The organism is Klebsiella sp. SWET4 (assembly GCF_024296565.1).
Classification (GTDB): domain Bacteria; phylum Pseudomonadota; class Gammaproteobacteria; order Enterobacterales; family Enterobacteriaceae; genus Klebsiella; species Klebsiella variicola.
Genome location: NZ_JANCOB010000011.1, coordinates 87099 through 102214 on the forward strand (window position 1 = coordinate 87099; position 15116 = coordinate 102214).

The 15116-nt window shown below is 55.7% G+C and carries 17 protein-coding genes; 6 read left to right on the top strand and 11 right to left on the bottom strand.

Translation table 11 applies throughout. The features are described 5' to 3' along the window. Positions 1 to 158: 158 nt before the first annotated feature. The gene (gene ahpC / locus NKJ21_RS21735) at positions 159 to 722 is read left to right on the top strand and encodes an alkyl hydroperoxide reductase subunit C (protein ID WP_002894394.1); all 564 of its coding nucleotides are present in this window, start codon (positions 159 to 161) and stop codon (positions 720 to 722) included. Positions 723 to 910: 188 nt separating this feature from the next. Further along, the gene (gene ahpF, locus NKJ21_RS21740) at positions 911 to 2476 is read left to right on the top strand and encodes an alkyl hydroperoxide reductase subunit F (protein WP_008805622.1); all 1566 of its coding nucleotides are present in this window, start codon (positions 911 to 913) and stop codon (positions 2474 to 2476) included. A gap of 72 nt (positions 2477 to 2548) precedes the next feature. Here ahpF and uspG read toward each other — a convergent pair whose 3' ends face one another. The 4 genes from uspG to dcuC form a co-directional block, all read right to left on the bottom strand. After that, complete coding sequence (gene uspG / locus NKJ21_RS21745; RefSeq protein ID WP_002894401.1) at positions 2549 to 2977, bottom strand: universal stress protein UspG; 429 nt, start codon at positions 2975 to 2977, stop codon at positions 2549 to 2551. Between the two features lie 188 nt (positions 2978 to 3165). After that, entirely contained in the window at positions 3166 to 3576 is a 411-nt protein-coding gene (gene rnk / locus NKJ21_RS21750) for a nucleoside diphosphate kinase regulator (protein ID WP_008805623.1), read from the bottom strand. Positions 3577 to 3754: 178 nt separating this feature from the next. Then, positions 3755 to 4552, bottom strand: a complete 798-nt coding sequence (gene rna, locus NKJ21_RS21755) for a ribonuclease I (RefSeq protein WP_016160487.1) — start codon at positions 4550 to 4552, stop codon at positions 3755 to 3757. 92 nt (positions 4553 to 4644) lie between these two features. Then, a complete protein-coding gene (gene dcuC, locus NKJ21_RS21760; protein WP_008805625.1) occupies positions 4645 to 6018 on the bottom strand; it encodes an anaerobic C4-dicarboxylate transporter DcuC in 1374 nt (457 codons plus the stop codon). 335 nt (positions 6019 to 6353) lie between these two features. Between dcuC and pagP the strand changes: the two genes are divergently transcribed. Next, the gene (pagP, locus tag NKJ21_RS21765) at positions 6354 to 6875 is read left to right on the top strand and encodes a lipid IV(A) palmitoyltransferase PagP (protein WP_306047527.1); all 522 of its coding nucleotides are present in this window, start codon (positions 6354 to 6356) and stop codon (positions 6873 to 6875) included. Between the two features lie 194 nt (positions 6876 to 7069). Then, positions 7070 to 7279 (top strand): transcription antiterminator/RNA stability regulator CspE, encoded by a 210-nt coding sequence (cspE, locus tag NKJ21_RS21770; protein WP_012542460.1) that lies wholly within the window; start codon positions 7070 to 7072, stop codon positions 7277 to 7279. Positions 7280 to 7345: 66 nt separating this feature from the next. On the opposite strand, the gene crcB is transcribed toward cspE, so the two are convergent. Continuing rightward, entirely contained in the window at positions 7346 to 7729 is a 384-nt protein-coding gene (crcB, locus tag NKJ21_RS21775) for a fluoride efflux transporter CrcB (RefSeq protein ID WP_008805628.1), read from the bottom strand. Positions 7730 to 7818: 89 nt separating this feature from the next. On the opposite strand from crcB, the gene NKJ21_RS21780 reads away from it, so the two are divergent. Together NKJ21_RS21780 and tatE are read left to right on the top strand one after the other, a co-directional pair. Continuing rightward, positions 7819 to 8607 (top strand): deaminated glutathione amidase, encoded by a 789-nt coding sequence (locus tag NKJ21_RS21780; RefSeq protein ID WP_008805629.1) that lies wholly within the window; start codon positions 7819 to 7821, stop codon positions 8605 to 8607. Between the two features lie 244 nt (positions 8608 to 8851). Next, positions 8852 to 9058, top strand: a complete 207-nt coding sequence (gene tatE / locus NKJ21_RS21785) for a twin-arginine translocase subunit TatE (protein WP_008805630.1) — start codon at positions 8852 to 8854, stop codon at positions 9056 to 9058. Positions 9059 to 9258: 200 nt separating this feature from the next. On the opposite strand, the gene lipA is transcribed toward tatE, so the two are convergent. From lipA to rlpA, 6 genes are all read right to left on the bottom strand, one after another. Then, positions 9259 to 10224 carry a lipoyl synthase gene (lipA, locus tag NKJ21_RS21790; protein WP_002894467.1) on the bottom strand — a complete coding sequence of 322 codons (966 nt, stop codon included), beginning with the start codon at positions 10222 to 10224 and terminating at the stop codon, positions 9259 to 9261. Positions 10225 to 10404: 180 nt separating this feature from the next. After that, positions 10405 to 11364, bottom strand: coding sequence for a YbeF family transcriptional regulator (locus NKJ21_RS21795; RefSeq protein WP_305198420.1), 960 nt, complete (start codon positions 11362 to 11364; stop codon positions 10405 to 10407). Between the two features lie 129 nt (positions 11365 to 11493). Continuing rightward, complete coding sequence (gene lipB, locus NKJ21_RS21800) at positions 11494 to 12138, bottom strand: lipoyl(octanoyl) transferase LipB (protein ID WP_012542459.1); 645 nt, start codon at positions 12136 to 12138, stop codon at positions 11494 to 11496. 104 nt (positions 12139 to 12242) lie between these two features. Next, the gene (gene ybeD / locus NKJ21_RS21805; RefSeq protein ID WP_002894474.1) at positions 12243 to 12506 is read right to left on the bottom strand and encodes a DUF493 family protein YbeD; all 264 of its coding nucleotides are present in this window, start codon (positions 12504 to 12506) and stop codon (positions 12243 to 12245) included. Positions 12507 to 12618: 112 nt separating this feature from the next. Continuing rightward, positions 12619 to 13818, bottom strand: a complete 1200-nt coding sequence (gene dacA / locus NKJ21_RS21810; protein ID WP_008805633.1) for a D-alanyl-D-alanine carboxypeptidase DacA — start codon at positions 13816 to 13818, stop codon at positions 12619 to 12621. 139 nt (positions 13819 to 13957) lie between these two features. After that, positions 13958 to 15115 (bottom strand): endolytic peptidoglycan transglycosylase RlpA, encoded by a 1158-nt coding sequence (gene rlpA, locus NKJ21_RS21815; protein WP_008805634.1) that lies wholly within the window; start codon positions 15113 to 15115, stop codon positions 13958 to 13960. Between the last annotated feature and the right edge of the window lies 1 nt (position 15116).

Sequence of the window (15116 nt, forward strand, 5' to 3'; positions counted from 1 at the left end):
GAAAAACAGCGATCAGCGCTGAACGCGTCGACAGGTTCACAGAGTTGTCTTGTTCCGGTTGTTAGATAACGCTTATTGATTCGATAATGTAAACGCATTGGTCGGGTCAGGAAAAATTCGTTAACTTAGACCTCAACGAAAACACGGAGGAAGTATAGATGTCCTTAATTAACACCAAAATCAAACCGTTCAAAAACCAGGCATTCAAAAATGGTGAATTCATCGAAGTCACCGAGAAAGACACCGAAGGCCGCTGGAGCGTCTTCTTCTTCTATCCGGCTGACTTCACTTTCGTCTGCCCGACCGAACTGGGCGACGTGGCTGACCATTACGAAGAACTGCAGAAGCTGGGCGTAGACGTTTACTCTGTGTCTACCGATACCCACTTCACCCACAAAGCGTGGCACAGCAGCTCTGAAACCATCGCGAAAATCAAATACGCGATGATCGGCGACCCGACTGGCGCCCTGACCCGTAACTTCGACAACATGCGTGAAGATGAAGGTCTGGCTGACCGTGCCACCTTCGTGGTTGACCCGCAGGGTATCATCCAGGCGATCGAAGTTACCGCTGAAGGTATCGGCCGTGATGCGTCTGACCTGCTGCGTAAAATCAAAGCGGCGCAGTACGTTGCTTCTCACCCAGGCGAAGTCTGCCCGGCTAAATGGAAAGAAGGCGAAGCGACACTGGCTCCGTCTCTGGACCTGGTCGGTAAGATTTAAGTCTGTTTGTGCCCGGCGGCGCTACGCTTGCACGGGCCTACAAGATTGTAGGCCGGGTAAACGGCGTGCCACCCGGCAATCAATGGGCGCTTTCGCGCCCATTTTATTCCAACACCATGATGCAAGCGCATTCAGGCCGCCTGGACGAGGCCGCTTGCATGATGATGTTTTAAGCCCAGGAGATAACAATGCTCGACACCAACATGAAAACCCAGCTCAAGGCCTACCTTGAGAAGCTGACCAAGCCTGTTGAGCTGATTGCCACGCTGGATGACAGCGCTAAATCGGCAGAAATCAAGGAACTGTTGGCTGAAATCGCTGAACTGTCAGACAAAGTCACCTTTAAAGAAGACAACACGCTCGCGGTACGTAAGCCATCATTCCTGATTACTAACCCAGGTTCCGACCAGGGCCCACGCTTTGCAGGCTCTCCGCTGGGCCACGAGTTTACCTCGCTGGTGCTGGCGCTGCTGTGGACCGGCGGTCATCCGTCGAAAGAGGCCCAGTCGCTGCTGGAGCAGATCCGCGATATTGATGGCGATTTCGAGTTCGAGACTTATTATTCACTCTCCTGTCATAACTGCCCGGATGTGGTGCAGGCCCTGAACCTGATGTCGGTGCTCAACCCGCGCATCAAGCACACGGCGATTGACGGTGGGACCTTCCAGAATGAAATTACCGATCGCAACGTCATGGGCGTTCCTGCGGTGTATCTGAATGGCCAGGAGTTTGGTCAGGGGCGGATGACGCTGACGGAAATTGTCGCCAAAGTGGATACCGGTGCGGAAAAACGCGCAGCGGAAGAGCTGAACCAACGTGACGCTTACGATGTGCTGATTGTCGGCTCCGGCCCGTCCGGTGCGGCCGCGGCGGTCTACTCTGCGCGTAAAGGTATTCGTACCGGCCTGATGGGCGAGCGCTTCGGCGGTCAGGTGCTGGATACCGTGGATATCGAAAACTATATTTCGGTGCCGAAAACCGAAGGCCAGAAACTGGCCGGCGCGCTGAAAGCGCACGTCAGCGACTATAACGTCGATGTGATCGACTCCCAGAGCGCGACCAAACTGACGCCAGCGGCGACAGAGGGCGGCCTGCATCAGATTGAAACCGCCTCTGGCGCGGTGCTGAAGGCGCGTAGCGTCATCATTGCCACCGGGGCGAAATGGCGCAATATGAACGTACCGGGCGAAGATCAGTATCGCACCAAAGGCGTGACCTACTGCCCGCACTGCGACGGTCCGCTGTTTAAGGGCAAACGCGTAGCGGTAATTGGCGGCGGGAACTCCGGGGTAGAAGCCGCTATCGACCTGGCGGGCGTCGTAGAGCATGTGACCCTGCTGGAGTTTGCTCCAGAGATGAAAGCCGACCAGGTGTTGCAGGATAAAGTCCGCAGCCTGAAGAATGTCGACATCATTCTTAATGCGCAGACCACGGAAGTGAAAGGCGATGGCAGCAAAGTCACCGGCCTGCAATATCGTGACCGGGTGAGCGGTGATGAGCATCATGTCGCGCTGGCGGGGATCTTCGTCCAGATTGGCCTGCTGCCTAACACCACCTGGCTGGAAGGCGCCGTTGAGCGCAACCGCATGGGTGAGATCATCATCGATGCGAAGTGCGAAACCAATGTCAAAGGCGTATTCGCCGCTGGCGACTGCACCACCGTGCCGTACAAGCAGATTATTATCGCGGCAGGGGAAGGGGCAAAAGCGTCGCTGAGCGCCTTCGACTACCTGATCCGTACGAAAACCGCATAACAAGTCAGACAATAAACCTGCATAACAAAGAGGCTACCCTGGGGTAGCCTCTTTTTTTCTATTTCGTCATATTTACCTGACGACCATCACCGGGATATGGGCATGGCGGATCACGCTTGAGGCATTGGATCCGAGCAGGTGGGTACTGATGGACGGGTTGCGCGAGCCAATCACCACGACATCGGCGTTAATTTCGCTGGCCAGCTCGTTGACCATATCGCGCACGCTGCCGAAACGGACATGCAGCTTGATACGTGAGGGGTCAATGCTGAAATGGCTGACCATCGTCTGCAGACGAGTTTCCGCCTCATGCTGCAGGTGTTCTTCAAACCGCCGCAGATCGGCGGTAAAGCGGCTCATGGTGAAGCTCGCAGAGCCGGGTAATACGTGGAGCAGATGGATCACCCCGTCCTGCTGGGCCAGAAACTCCGCATGCCGGACGGCTTTATCGCTCAGCGCCATCTCAAAGACATCAACGGGCATAATGATAGTCTTATACATATGCAATCCTCCTTGTTCATTTGCGTCTATATCAACATATTATATGCGGATATAGTGTCATTCAGGTCGCAAAACTGTCAGTCAGGCAGGTGCAAAGCGTAAAAAAAGGTTAGCGGGGGAAGAAACAGCAGAAAGAGGATGTATGGACATCCTCTGAATAAAGCGCGAAACGCCTCAGGCAGCAGGGATTAGCGGTGGAATTCGCCAGCGGCTTCCGGCTGGTACAATAGCTCCAGCACTTCCAGGTGTGTCGATGCACCGCCCGGCAGCTCCCAGTGAATGGTGCTGCCGACTTTCAGCCCCAGCAGCGCGGCGCCCACCGGCGCGAGGACGGAGAGCTGGCTGGCGCTGTCAGTCACCTGAGACGGAAACACCAGCGTCCGCACGCGCTCTTCGCCGCTGGTTAAATCGCGGAATTTTACCTTACTGTTCATGGTGACGACGTCATGCGGCATCGCTTCCGGCGCCAGCATTTGCGCGCGGTCGAGCTCGTCATTCAGGGCATCGGCAACCGGTAAGTTGGCGAAAGCCGGCTGCTCCAGCAGCCTGTCGATACGTTCGGCATCCAGTTCGTTAATGATGATTGCGGGTCTGGTCATTGCATACTCCATGTTATCCAGGAACCTGTCCGTAAAAGAAAACCCTCGCCGAAAAGGGCAAGGGTTAAGATCCTACCATCATACTGAGAGTTGCCGGTAGTTTGAAGTGATGAAACGCACATTCAGCGTGCAACGCCCCCCGGCGGGCGGCGTTTTCTGCTCAGCATGTCGCTTTGCGCTACTGACCGACCTTGTCCAGGATAAACTGGGTTCCACAGTTGCCCGGATGGGGTTGCGGCAGAAAGGCGGACGTGGTCAGCGGGGCGTTGATGGTGGCGGCGTTGAGGGAGATTTGCATCTCGGTCAGATAGGCCGGATTACCGTTACAGGTTAATTTAAACGCCTTCACGCTTTGCGGACCCCAGGCGCGGGCCACCGCGGCATCGAAGTCGGCGCGGCTGACGGTTTGACCATAATGCTTCGCGAGGAAATCGCCTACCGGGCTATGCTTAATTTCCCCATTCAGGCGCACCATGGTGCCAAAATAGCTATCGGGATCAAAGCCGAAGCAGACGCCATGTTTGGCGTATTCGTAGCGCTCCAGGCAGGAGGTGCCGCCCGAACCCGGCATCACGTTATTGAGCTTATTGGCCATCTCCAGCGACAGCCCGGTTTCCGCCGCCTGGCATTTGCGGTTCGCTTTCACTTCCGGCATGTTGGGTACCGGGCGCGTGGCGCAGCCGTAGCGCATCCAGCGTCGTTCATCCACCCCGCGCGCGGCAATCGACTTTGGCAGCCCGGGCCACAGGCCGTGCACGGTCAGAAAGTCGGCTTTGTTCGCGGTGTCCTGCTGCAGGCGACACTCTTCCGGTTCGCTACGGTTGCGGTCAAGCATGCTCTGACAGAATCCGGTTTGCCAGGAGAGGGCAAGAACGTAGCGGTCAAAATCAGCGTATCGCGTCGCGGTGAGCGGTTCAGCGCCGGCCTGAGTGGCGGTGAGCACAAGGGCAAGCGCGGCGAAATCCTTCCTGAACATGTTTATTCCTGATTGTGGATGGCAAAAGATAACGGGGAGTTATTAAAGCATAAAAAAGGCGCCCGCTGGCGCCTTTTCGCGTGGTTAGACCATTAGTGGACTGCGCTGCCGGGCACCAGAATCTCAGTGGCGATAATCACCACCAGCAGGCCAACCATCACCGGCACGGAGGTACGTTTGACCACTTCGAACGGCGAAATTTTTGCCATCCCGGCAACGGCGACCACCACCCCGGAGACCGGCGATATCGTGCGGCCGAGGTTAGAGGCCTGCAGCATCGGAATCGACAGATAAGCCGGATTGATGCCGGAAGAGTGCGCCAGCTTGGGGATCATCTCAACAAAAGCGTAGAACGGGGCATTACCGGAGCCGGTGGTCATTGCCGCCAGCATGGTCAGGATCACCAGCACCAGCATCAGAATAATACTGGCCGAGCCGAAGGAGGTGGCGATGGAGATCAGCCCATTGATAAAGCCGATGGTGCTTAGCCCCTGGGCGAAGACGCCGGCGGCGACCAGCAGCATCACTACGCCGGCGAAGGCGTCAGCCATCCCGCGGTAGGCGACTTCCAGCCCGCTGAAGACGTTTTTGGTGTTAAACCCGCGCAGGAACTCAAGGATCGCCGCCAGCAGCATGCAGCCGACGAGGATGGTGATAATGTGCAGTTCCGGTCCCCATTTACCATCAAAGATCAGCACGCCGATGATCGGGGTAAACGGCAGAATGGCGTACAGCGCCGGGGCGGTGGTGGTGATGTCGTTGACATCCAGCATTTCGTGGGAAATGTTCTCTTTTTTATCCAGGTAACGCTGCCAGAAGAAATGGGCGATTGCCATGCAGATAATGGCCGCGATGGAGATGGGCAGCGTGGTCTTGAAGGCAAAGTCGATCAGCGGCATTTCTGCGGCTTTAGCCGCCAGTACAACATCGCCAGAGGTAGGCGAGAGGATAATGGCCGCCGGTGAAGCGCAGATGGCTGCCGCCGCCCCGCGACTGATACCGACGTTCACCATCACCGGGAACAGCGTCGCCATCAGCAGCACGCCAAGGCCGGTCGCAGAGGAGACCGCCAGCGACATCAGGCAGGCGACAAAGTAGGCGGCAATCATCAGCAGATAGGGCGAATTAATATAGCGCAGCGGCTTTGATGCTAATTTCACCACCATATCATTGGCGCCAATATGGGTCATGTAGGTGGCGAAGCCGCACAGCATCATAATCATCATACCCAGATCGCCACCGCGGCTCATGAGTAGAATCTTAATGTATTCAATAATATCAGTGGCAGAATAACCGGTGCTGTCGGTATTGCCCGGCAAGACTTTATGCCCCAGCAGGGCGCTGACGATCAATAAGATTAAGCCCCCGACGAACAGCACCCCGGTGGCCGAGTAGCCCTTAATGATATAGCGGGCGACGCCCACAATGACCACAATCCCGATCAGGATCTCAACAAACGTCAGCATTTATTACCCCTAAGCCCAAAGAATATGTAGATAAAAAGCGTCATGCCAAATTTTAATGTGCGAATGTGCCGAAAAAACGGACAAAACTCGCTGATGCAAATCAATAAAGCGATAAGAACTACGCGTCACCCGTCTCGCCTGGATATAATCACCAGATGGATAGTTAAAAGGTTCTGATGGTCACCGGGCAAAAATCAGGAGTTTGCCTTATTTCGTTCAACCTGTATTGAGACTATCTTTGCTATTTTAGGCGGCTTTTAAATGAAAGTGGTAATGGAAAAGTGTTGATGTTACGTCGTTTTTCTCTGTTTTCTCTTGGTTTTTTTGGATGGTTGTTGGTATCCGTAAACGCCAGCGCGTCGTTTTCATCGACCCTCAGCGAAGGTTACCAGACCTTAAGTAATAACGTCGCGCAGACCTGGAATGAGCCGGAGCACTATGACTTGTACGTTCCAGCCATTACCTGGCACGCGCGGTTTGCCTATGATAAGGAAAAGACGGATAAGTATAACGAACGCCCCTGGGGCGCGGGTTTTGGCGTCTCGCGCTGGGATGAGAAGGGAAACTGGCACGGTCTGTACCTGATGGCGTTTAAAGATTCTTTCAATAAATGGGAGCCTATCGGCGGCTACGGCTGGGAGAAAACCTGGCGCCCGCTGACCGACCAGAACTTCCACCTTGGACTCGGCTATACCCTTGGCGTGACGGCGCGCGATAACTGGGACTACATCCCCATTCCGGTGATCTTACCATTGGCGTCAATAGGTTACGGTCCGGCGACTTTCCAGATGACCTATATTCCCGGCACCTACAATAACGGTAACGTTTACTTCGCCTGGGCTCGTATACAGTTTTAATTCGCTAAGTCTTAGCAATAAATGAGATAAGCGGTGTGTCTTGTGGAAAAACAAGGACTAAAGCGTTACCCACTAAAAAAGATAGCGACTTTTATCACTTTTTAGCAAAGTTGCACTGGACAAAAGGTACCACAATTGGTGTACTGATACTCGACACAGCATTAGTGTCGATTTTTCATATAAAGGTAATTTTGATGTCTAAGATTAAAGGTAACGTTAAGTGGTTTAATGAGTCCAAAGGATTCGGTTTCATTACTCCGGAAGATGGCAGCAAAGATGTATTCGTACACTTCTCTGCAATCCAGTCCAACGGTTTCAAAACTCTGGCTGAAGGTCAGCGTGTAGAGTTCGAAATCACTAACGGTGCCAAAGGCCCTTCTGCTGCAAACGTAATGGCTATCTAACCAACACGTCAGTAGAATATAAAAACCCGCTTAACGCGGGTTTTTTTTTGCCTGATTTTCAGATCGTTAACGGCTGGCGGCCTGCGAGAAAAGCCAGAAGGCGACGGCCGTCATGGCAAACGAACCCAGCAAATTCACCATCACGTTGAGGAGTGCCCAGCTCACCCGCCCCTGCTGCAGGAGAAAGACCACTTCCGCCGAGAAGGTGGAGAAGGTGGTCAACCCGCCGCAGAACCCGGTGGTGATCAGGAGCTTCCACATCGGGTCAATATCCGTCAGACGGTTAAACCACGCCAGCCCGGCACCAATCACAAAGGCGCCTACCAGGTTGGCCGTCAATGTCCCAATCGGGATAGCATGATGCACAGGGTTGAGCTTCATGCCGAGCCACCAGCGCAATACGCTGCCGGTGCCACCGCCAATAAAAACGGCGCAAAGAAGTTGAAACACGGTTGTTTCCTGCTATTTGATATAAGAGAACCTCAAGTGTAGCGCGCGACGGGCGCGATTGGCTATTCATAACCTGACCGGAGAAAAACATGCGGGTAGCGGCAGGACAATTTGCCGTCACGCCAGTATGGCGGACGAATGCGCAGACCTGTGTGACGATGATGCAACAGGCTGCGCGTGAAGGGGCGGCGCTGCTGGTGCTGCCAGAGGCGTTACTGGCGCGAGATGACAACGACCCGGATATGTCAGTGAAATCGGCTCAGCCGCTGGATGGGGCGTTTTTGCAGCTGCTGCTGGCTGAGAGCGGGCGTAACCGTTTGACCACGGTCCTGACGCTGCATGTGCCGTCGGCAGAAGGCCGTGCGACCAATACGCTGGTGGTCTTGCGGGATGGCGAAGTAATAGCCCATTATCACAAACTGCATTTATACGACGCCTTCGCAATGCAGGAGTCGCGGCGGGTGGATCCTGGCCAGCAGATCCCGCCGGTAATTGAAGTGGCGGGGTTACGCGTTGGCCTGATGACCTGCTACGATCTTCGCTTTCCGGAACTGGCCCTATCGCTGGCGCTGAACGGAGCTGAGCTGCTGGTACTGCCCACCGCATGGGTGAGAGGGCCACAGAAAGAGCACCACTGGGCGACGCTGTTGGCGGCGCGCGCGCTCGATACGACCTGCTATATCGTGGCGGCAGGCGAATGCGGGACGCGGAATATTGGTCAGAGCCGCATTGTAGACCCGCTGGGAACGACGCTGGCGGGGGCCGGGAGCGAACCGCAGCTGATCTTTGCCGATGTCTCCGCAGAGCACCTTGCGCGGGTTCGCGAGCGTTTGCCGGTACTGCAGAACCGACGATTTGCGCCACCGCAATTATTGTGATGTTTTTTTAAACAGGGCTTGATTCACCTTGTTACAGATTGCTATTGTGTCCGCGCGTCAAATACCCGTATTGTTTATCCTAATAATTCGCTGTGCACGTCAGGACGGACACCCCTGCGCTAACTCCTTCAGGGGGAAGGCTCTGGGCCGAATCACGCAGCCCACGCACAGGTGGATTACAATATGACGGATAAATGCGTGTATGATGGCGTATTCGCAGCTTGTATAGAGAAGAAGGTTAGCTATGGGTGAGATTAGTATTACCAAACTGCTGGTAGTCGCAGCACTGATTATCTTAGTGTTTGGTACCAAGAAATTACGTACGCTGGGCGGCGACCTGGGTTCGGCTATCAAGGGCTTTAAAAAGGCCATGAACGAGGATGACGATAGCGCGAAGAAAGCCACCGTGGAAGAAGAAGCGCCGGCGCAGAAGATCTCTCATAAAGAGTAATTGATCCGATGCGTCCCCCCGGAGGGATGCTGGCGGAACGGCGAAGAGGCCGCGACGAATATCGTTGCGGCCTTTGTCGTTTTTGGCGATGCCGCGCAGAAAAGATGCAACGAACTGTTACGAAAACGCGAAGCAGAGGAAGCAGAGGAAGCGGAGAGGGGCCGCTGCGGCGAAAAGGCGCGCAGCGGCAGAAGCGGCAGTTACTTCACTTCCATTCCTTTAGCCTGCAGGTCGGCATGATAGGAAGAGCGAACGAAGGGACCGCAGGCGGCGTGGGTGAAGCCCATCGCCATCGCTTCCGCTTTCATCTCTTCGAACTCTTCCGGGCTGACGTAGCGCTGTACTGGCAGGTGGTGACGGCTCGGCTGCAGATACTGGCCTAACGTCAGCATGGTGACGCCATGGCGGCGCAGGTCGCGCATCACTTCAATGATCTCGTCGTTGGTTTCGCCCAGACCGACCATCAGGCCAGATTTCGTCGGGATCTCCGGATGCGCTTCTTTAAAACGCTCCAGCAGCTTCAGCGACCAGTTGTAATCCGCGCCCGGACGCACCTGACGATAGAGACGAGGTACGTTTTCGAGGTTATGGTTGAAGACATCCGGCGGGGTTACCGTCAGAATATCAAGCGCGCGATCCATGCGGCCGCGGAAATCCGGAACCAGCGTTTCGATCTTAATCGACGGGTTTTTCTCGCGAATGGCGCTGATGCAGTCGGCAAAATGCTGTGCGCCGCCATCACGCAGGTCGTCACGGTCCACTGAAGTGACCACGACGTAGCGCAGACCCATATCAGCGATGGTTTGCGCCAGCTTCTGTGGTTCGTTCGCATCTGGTGCAACCGGGCGCCCGTGCGCGACATCGCAGAACGGGCAGCGACGAGTACAGATCGCGCCGAGGATCATAAAGGTCGCGGTACCGTGGTTGAAGCATTCTGCAAGGTTCGGGCAGGAGGCTTCTTCACACACGGAGTGCAGGCCGTTCTTACGCATCGCTGCTTTGATACCCTGGATACGGGACGAATCTGCCGGAAGTTTGATTTTCATCCATTCCGGTTTTCTGAGCAGAGCTTCACGCTCAGTTGCCACGTTTTTCACCGGGATAAGGGCCATTTTATCGGCGTCGCGGTACTTAACACCGCGTTCCATCACAATGGGTTTACTCATAGCGTGCGTGTTCCAGTTGCGAGTCACGAAGGAAAGCGAATTAATTCAATGAAATGTTGCAATTATCAACTATTTTTGAATCAAGAGCAGGCAGTATACCATTGAAAAGGGGCAGAAAGCAGCCTGCCTGCCTCGCAAATTGTAAAATAGTTGTTGTTTTATCCTTTTCCTTTCCGTGCGCTACGCCTTAAACGCCTGGATTACCGTCTCGATAATTTCTTTCAGCAATGGCTCCTTCCCGCTTTGCTTATTGTAGTGCAGCGCAACATTAATTTTTTCGTCCTGCAGGGAGTGAAAATTCAGGGTTTGCAGTGGCCAGAGCCGGGATACCATGGCGAACAGGCGCTCGGTGGTCAGCCCCAGCATGTCGCTCTCGGCGATCATGGCTGCCTGGGTCAGCAGGTTAAAGGTGCTGAATCCGCAGCGTCGTTCGCCCATCTCTTCCTGCAGGCGGCGGTGAAGGGTGGGGTAGCGCTGGCCTTCCGGAAGCAGCAGCGCAAATTCATACTGAGCGAGATGGGCTTCATCCTGTGGGCCGTGCAGCGCGGGGTGCTCAGCACGGCAGTACATCCGTACCCGATCCTGGTACAGCACATGATGGCTTATCGCCTGGCCGCTGTGCAGATGAGTGTCAATTAACAGATCCACCTGGCGCTGGTCGAGCTGCCGCGCGGCGTCGGTGATGGCGATGTTGTGCAACAGGATCTGCGGAAAGGCCGGTTTTAGCGCACTGGCCACGATGGGTATCAGTAGCGCCCCCATGCCTGGCGTGGTGGCGATAGTGATCACCCGCTGCTGGTGGGGGCTACCAGCGATATCCAGCGCACTGAGGAAAGCCTCCATACCCCGGCTGATGTACTGATGAAGATGGGTAGCATACGCGGTGGGCATCACACCTTGCCCCTTGCGGATAAACAGCGGGTCAGGAAAAAGCGCCCGCAGTTTGTTAATCGACTGGCTAATAGCCGATGGCGTGATATTCAGTATCTTAGCGGCGTTGACGATGCCTTTATGGACGTAAACGGCTTCGAAGATGGTTAACAGGTTGAGGTCAATATTGCGCAGGATGCGAAACATCTGGCGGTCATAACGTTCATCCTGTCGTTCAGGGGATTCTGACGGAGACGTATTCTCTGGCACGCGATGAGTCCGGTTGGGAATGATAGGGCAAGTATAGCGGCCCACCGCCTCCCGTACGTGACAATTGATTGCAAAAATAATGTGTTAATCGTTTAGCGCCCCGCTGCCTGCGGGGCGCTGATCTACCGTTTACTGCTGGGGGAGATATTCGTGCGGGGGATGGTTCAGCAGCGCCAGCAGATTGGCGACCAGCCGCGGGGCGACCGTCTCTGGAGTCACCTCTGGCTGCCACTGGCGCATTTGCGTCATCTCCATGCCGGCATAGCCGCAGGGATTGATGCGCAGAAATGGCGCGAGATCCATCGCGATATTGAGCGCCAGACCGTGGAAAGAGCACCCTTTGCGGATCCGCAGTCCCAGTGAGCAGATTTTGCGATCGCCGACGTAGACCCCAGGGGCATCGGCGCGGGGATGCGATTCGATGCCATACTCGGCCAGGGTATTAACGACCGTTTGCTCCAGCAGCGTCACCAGCTCGCGCACACCCAGCTTGCGGCGTTTAAGGTTCAACAGAACATACATTACCTGCTGTCCTGGACCGTGATAGGTCACCTGGCCGCCGCGATCGCTCTGGATCACCGGAATATCGCCGGGCACCAGCACGTGTTCCGCTTTGCCTGCCTGGCCCTGAGTGAAGACCGGGTGATGTTCCACCAGCCAGATCTCGTCGAGGGTGTCTTCATCGCGGGCGTCGGTGAATTCATGCATCGCCTGCGAGATGGGTTCGTATGGTTGCAGGCCAAGCTGCCGGATAAGAATTTTATTGTGCTGCAAAACAACATCTCCGCCGGGAAGAGAGGACTCAGGGCGGGGAGTATATCACAGCAGAGCGGAAGGGGATGAAAGGACCCGGCACGGCGGCCGGGTCGGGGAAAAGGTTACAGCACCATCCGTACGATATCGATATTGCCTAACTCTTCGTACAGCGTTTCCACTTGCTCAATGTGGGTGGCGTTGATGGTGATGGAAACCGAGTGGTAGTTACCTTTGCTGCTCGGTTTTACTGACGGCGAGTAATCACCAGGCGCATGGCGCTGTACCACTTCCACCACCTGATCAACCAGCTCCGGCAACGCCTGTCCCATTACTTTGTACGTAAAGGGGGTAGGGAATTCCAGCAGTTCGTTAAGTTTGGTTTTCATGTCAGCTCCGGTGTTACGACAAAATAATAACTCCCACCAAGGGCGGGAGTTATCAGGTTACTTGGATAAATAGTATATGGGGATGGAAATCACACTTTCAAGTGTTCGATTTTTAACCAAACCAGTGGTGGAACATTAACTTAATGTAATCAATAATTTTGCCAAAGAAATTCCCTTCCGGGATTTCCTGCAGCACCACCAGCGGGCGCTGATCGATAGTTTTACCATCTAACTGGAAGTTGATGGTGCCGACCACCTGGTTTTTCTGCAGCGGGGCGTGCAGTTCAGTGTTATTCAGCACATAGCTGGCTTTCAGATCTTTCATCCGGCCACGCGGGATGGTCAGGTAGACATCTTTATCCACCCCCAGCGAGGCGCGATCGCTGTCACCGAACCAGGCCGGTTCGGAAGCAAACTCTTTGCCGGCTTTGATCGGGTTGACGGTTTCAAAGAAGCGGAAGCCCCAGGTCAGTAGTTTTTTGCTTTCCGACTCACGACCTTTGAAAGTACGTCCGCCCATCACCGCCGAGATAAGACGCATCTGGCCTTCGGTGGCAGAGGCGACGAGGTTGTAGCCCGCTTTGTCGGTATGACCCGTTTTGATGCCGTCGACGTTCAGGCTGTTATCCCACAGCAGGCCGTTACGGTTCAGCTGGCGGATGCCGTTGAAAGTGAACTCTTTCTCACGATAGATAGAGTACTCGTTCGGCACATCGCGGATCAGCGCCTGGCCAATCAGCGCCATGTCGCGCGCGGAACTGTACTGTCCGTCAGCATCGAGGCCGTGAACGGTCTGGAAATGGGTGTTTTTCAGGCCCAGGGCGTTAACATAGTTGTTCATCAGGCTGACGAAGGCGTCCTGGCTACCGGCAACATAGTCGGCCATGGCCACGCAGGCATCGTTACCCGACTGCAGGTTGATACCCCGGATCAGCTGCGAAACCGGAACCTGCATCCCCGGCTTGAGGAACATCAGAGAAGAGCCTTTGAAAACCGGGTTGCCGGTGGCCCAGGCATCGTTGCCGACAGTGACCAGATCGGACTCTTTGAATTTACCCGCTTTCATCGCCTGACCGATGACATAGCTGGTCATCATTTTGGTCAGACTGGCCGGGTCGCGACGGGAGTCGGCGTTATTTTCCGCCAGCACTTTGCCGGAGTTGTAATCAATAAGCACCCAGGATTCGGCGTCAATCTGCGGGGCGCCTGGGATCATCGTTTTGATATTCAGGTCATCGGCGCGGGCAGCGGAGGAGAGCGCTGCAACGGAGAGCGCCGTGATGAGTAAACGAGCGGTGAAAGAGGTCTTCATGGTCAGAACAACGGCATCCGTGATGGAGTTAAAAAAAGTGCCTTACTATAGCAAATGCTCTGCGGGCCAGCATCCGACATTGCGCATGAGTTTGTTAATGACTTTTACATGCGCAAGGTGAACGGGCTGCCCGCGGCGTTTAGTTGGCGCGAGTAATAAAGGACTGCAGCTGCGCTTCGCTTTGCAGGCGCTGCTGAACGGCGCTGGCCTGCGCCTTATCAGCAAACGGGCCCAGCTGAATACGCCATACCGCGCCGTTTTGCGTGACCCGGCCTGGCACCGAGAACTGCTGGCTCAGGCGCTGCTGATACTGCTGCGCCCGCGCCTGGTCGCTCACTGCGCCAACCTGGACGACAAAATTACCGCTGGCGCTGGAGGTGGCGGTAGAGGAGGCGGCAACGGCGCTGGCGGTCGCGGCAGTGGCCGCTGTCGCCGCTACGCTACCCTGGATGGAGCCTGGCGCGGTGACGGGAGCCGTTTGCGTCGCGACGGCAGCAGCAGGGGCCGCAGTGGCGGCGGTCGTGGCTGCCGGCTCGCTACTCTCCAGCACGCCGCTGTTCAGCGGCGTCGGGGCGCCGAGGAAACCGCCGCTGTTCACCGGCGCCCCGACGCTGTCTTCCGGCTTCAGCGTGCTGTTGCTGATCGGGCGAACGTCGGCAGGCGCAGGCTGGTTCATACCTGTGGCGTCACCGCCGTCCAGATTCGGTCGGGCGGGCAGGGCGTACGTCTGTTTGGCGACGGTGGTGCAGGCCATTCCCGGACCGGAAAGCGAACCGTCAGGCGCAACGATGATGGGGTCGATACGCACCTTGGTGTTGTTCGAGGTGTTCAGACGGTCAGCAGACGCACGGGAGAGCGAGATAACGCGATCGTTACCATACGGGCCGCGATCGTTAATCCGCACGACGATCATGCGGCCGTTAGCGAGGTTGGTGATCCGCGCATAGCTCGGGATTGGCAGCGTGGGGTGCGCCGCGGTCAACTGGGTCGGATCGAAGGTTTCGCCGCTGGCGGTCAGGTTACTGTTAGGTTCCGCGTCATAGATCGCCGCAAAACCAGCCTGCGTAAAGTTGGCCGGATCCTGAACGATTTTATAGCTTTTACCGTCGCGCTCATAATCCTGATTCGCCGTGGCGTTCGGCGTTTCATACTGCGGATCGGCGCCGCTGATCTCAACCGTCGGGCCATTACAGACGGCCGGCTGTGGAGTACTGACCGTTTTTTGTTGCACGTCATCACTCGAACATGCCGCCAGCAGCCCCGCTGCTATGCAGATCCCCAGCCATTGCTTACGCATT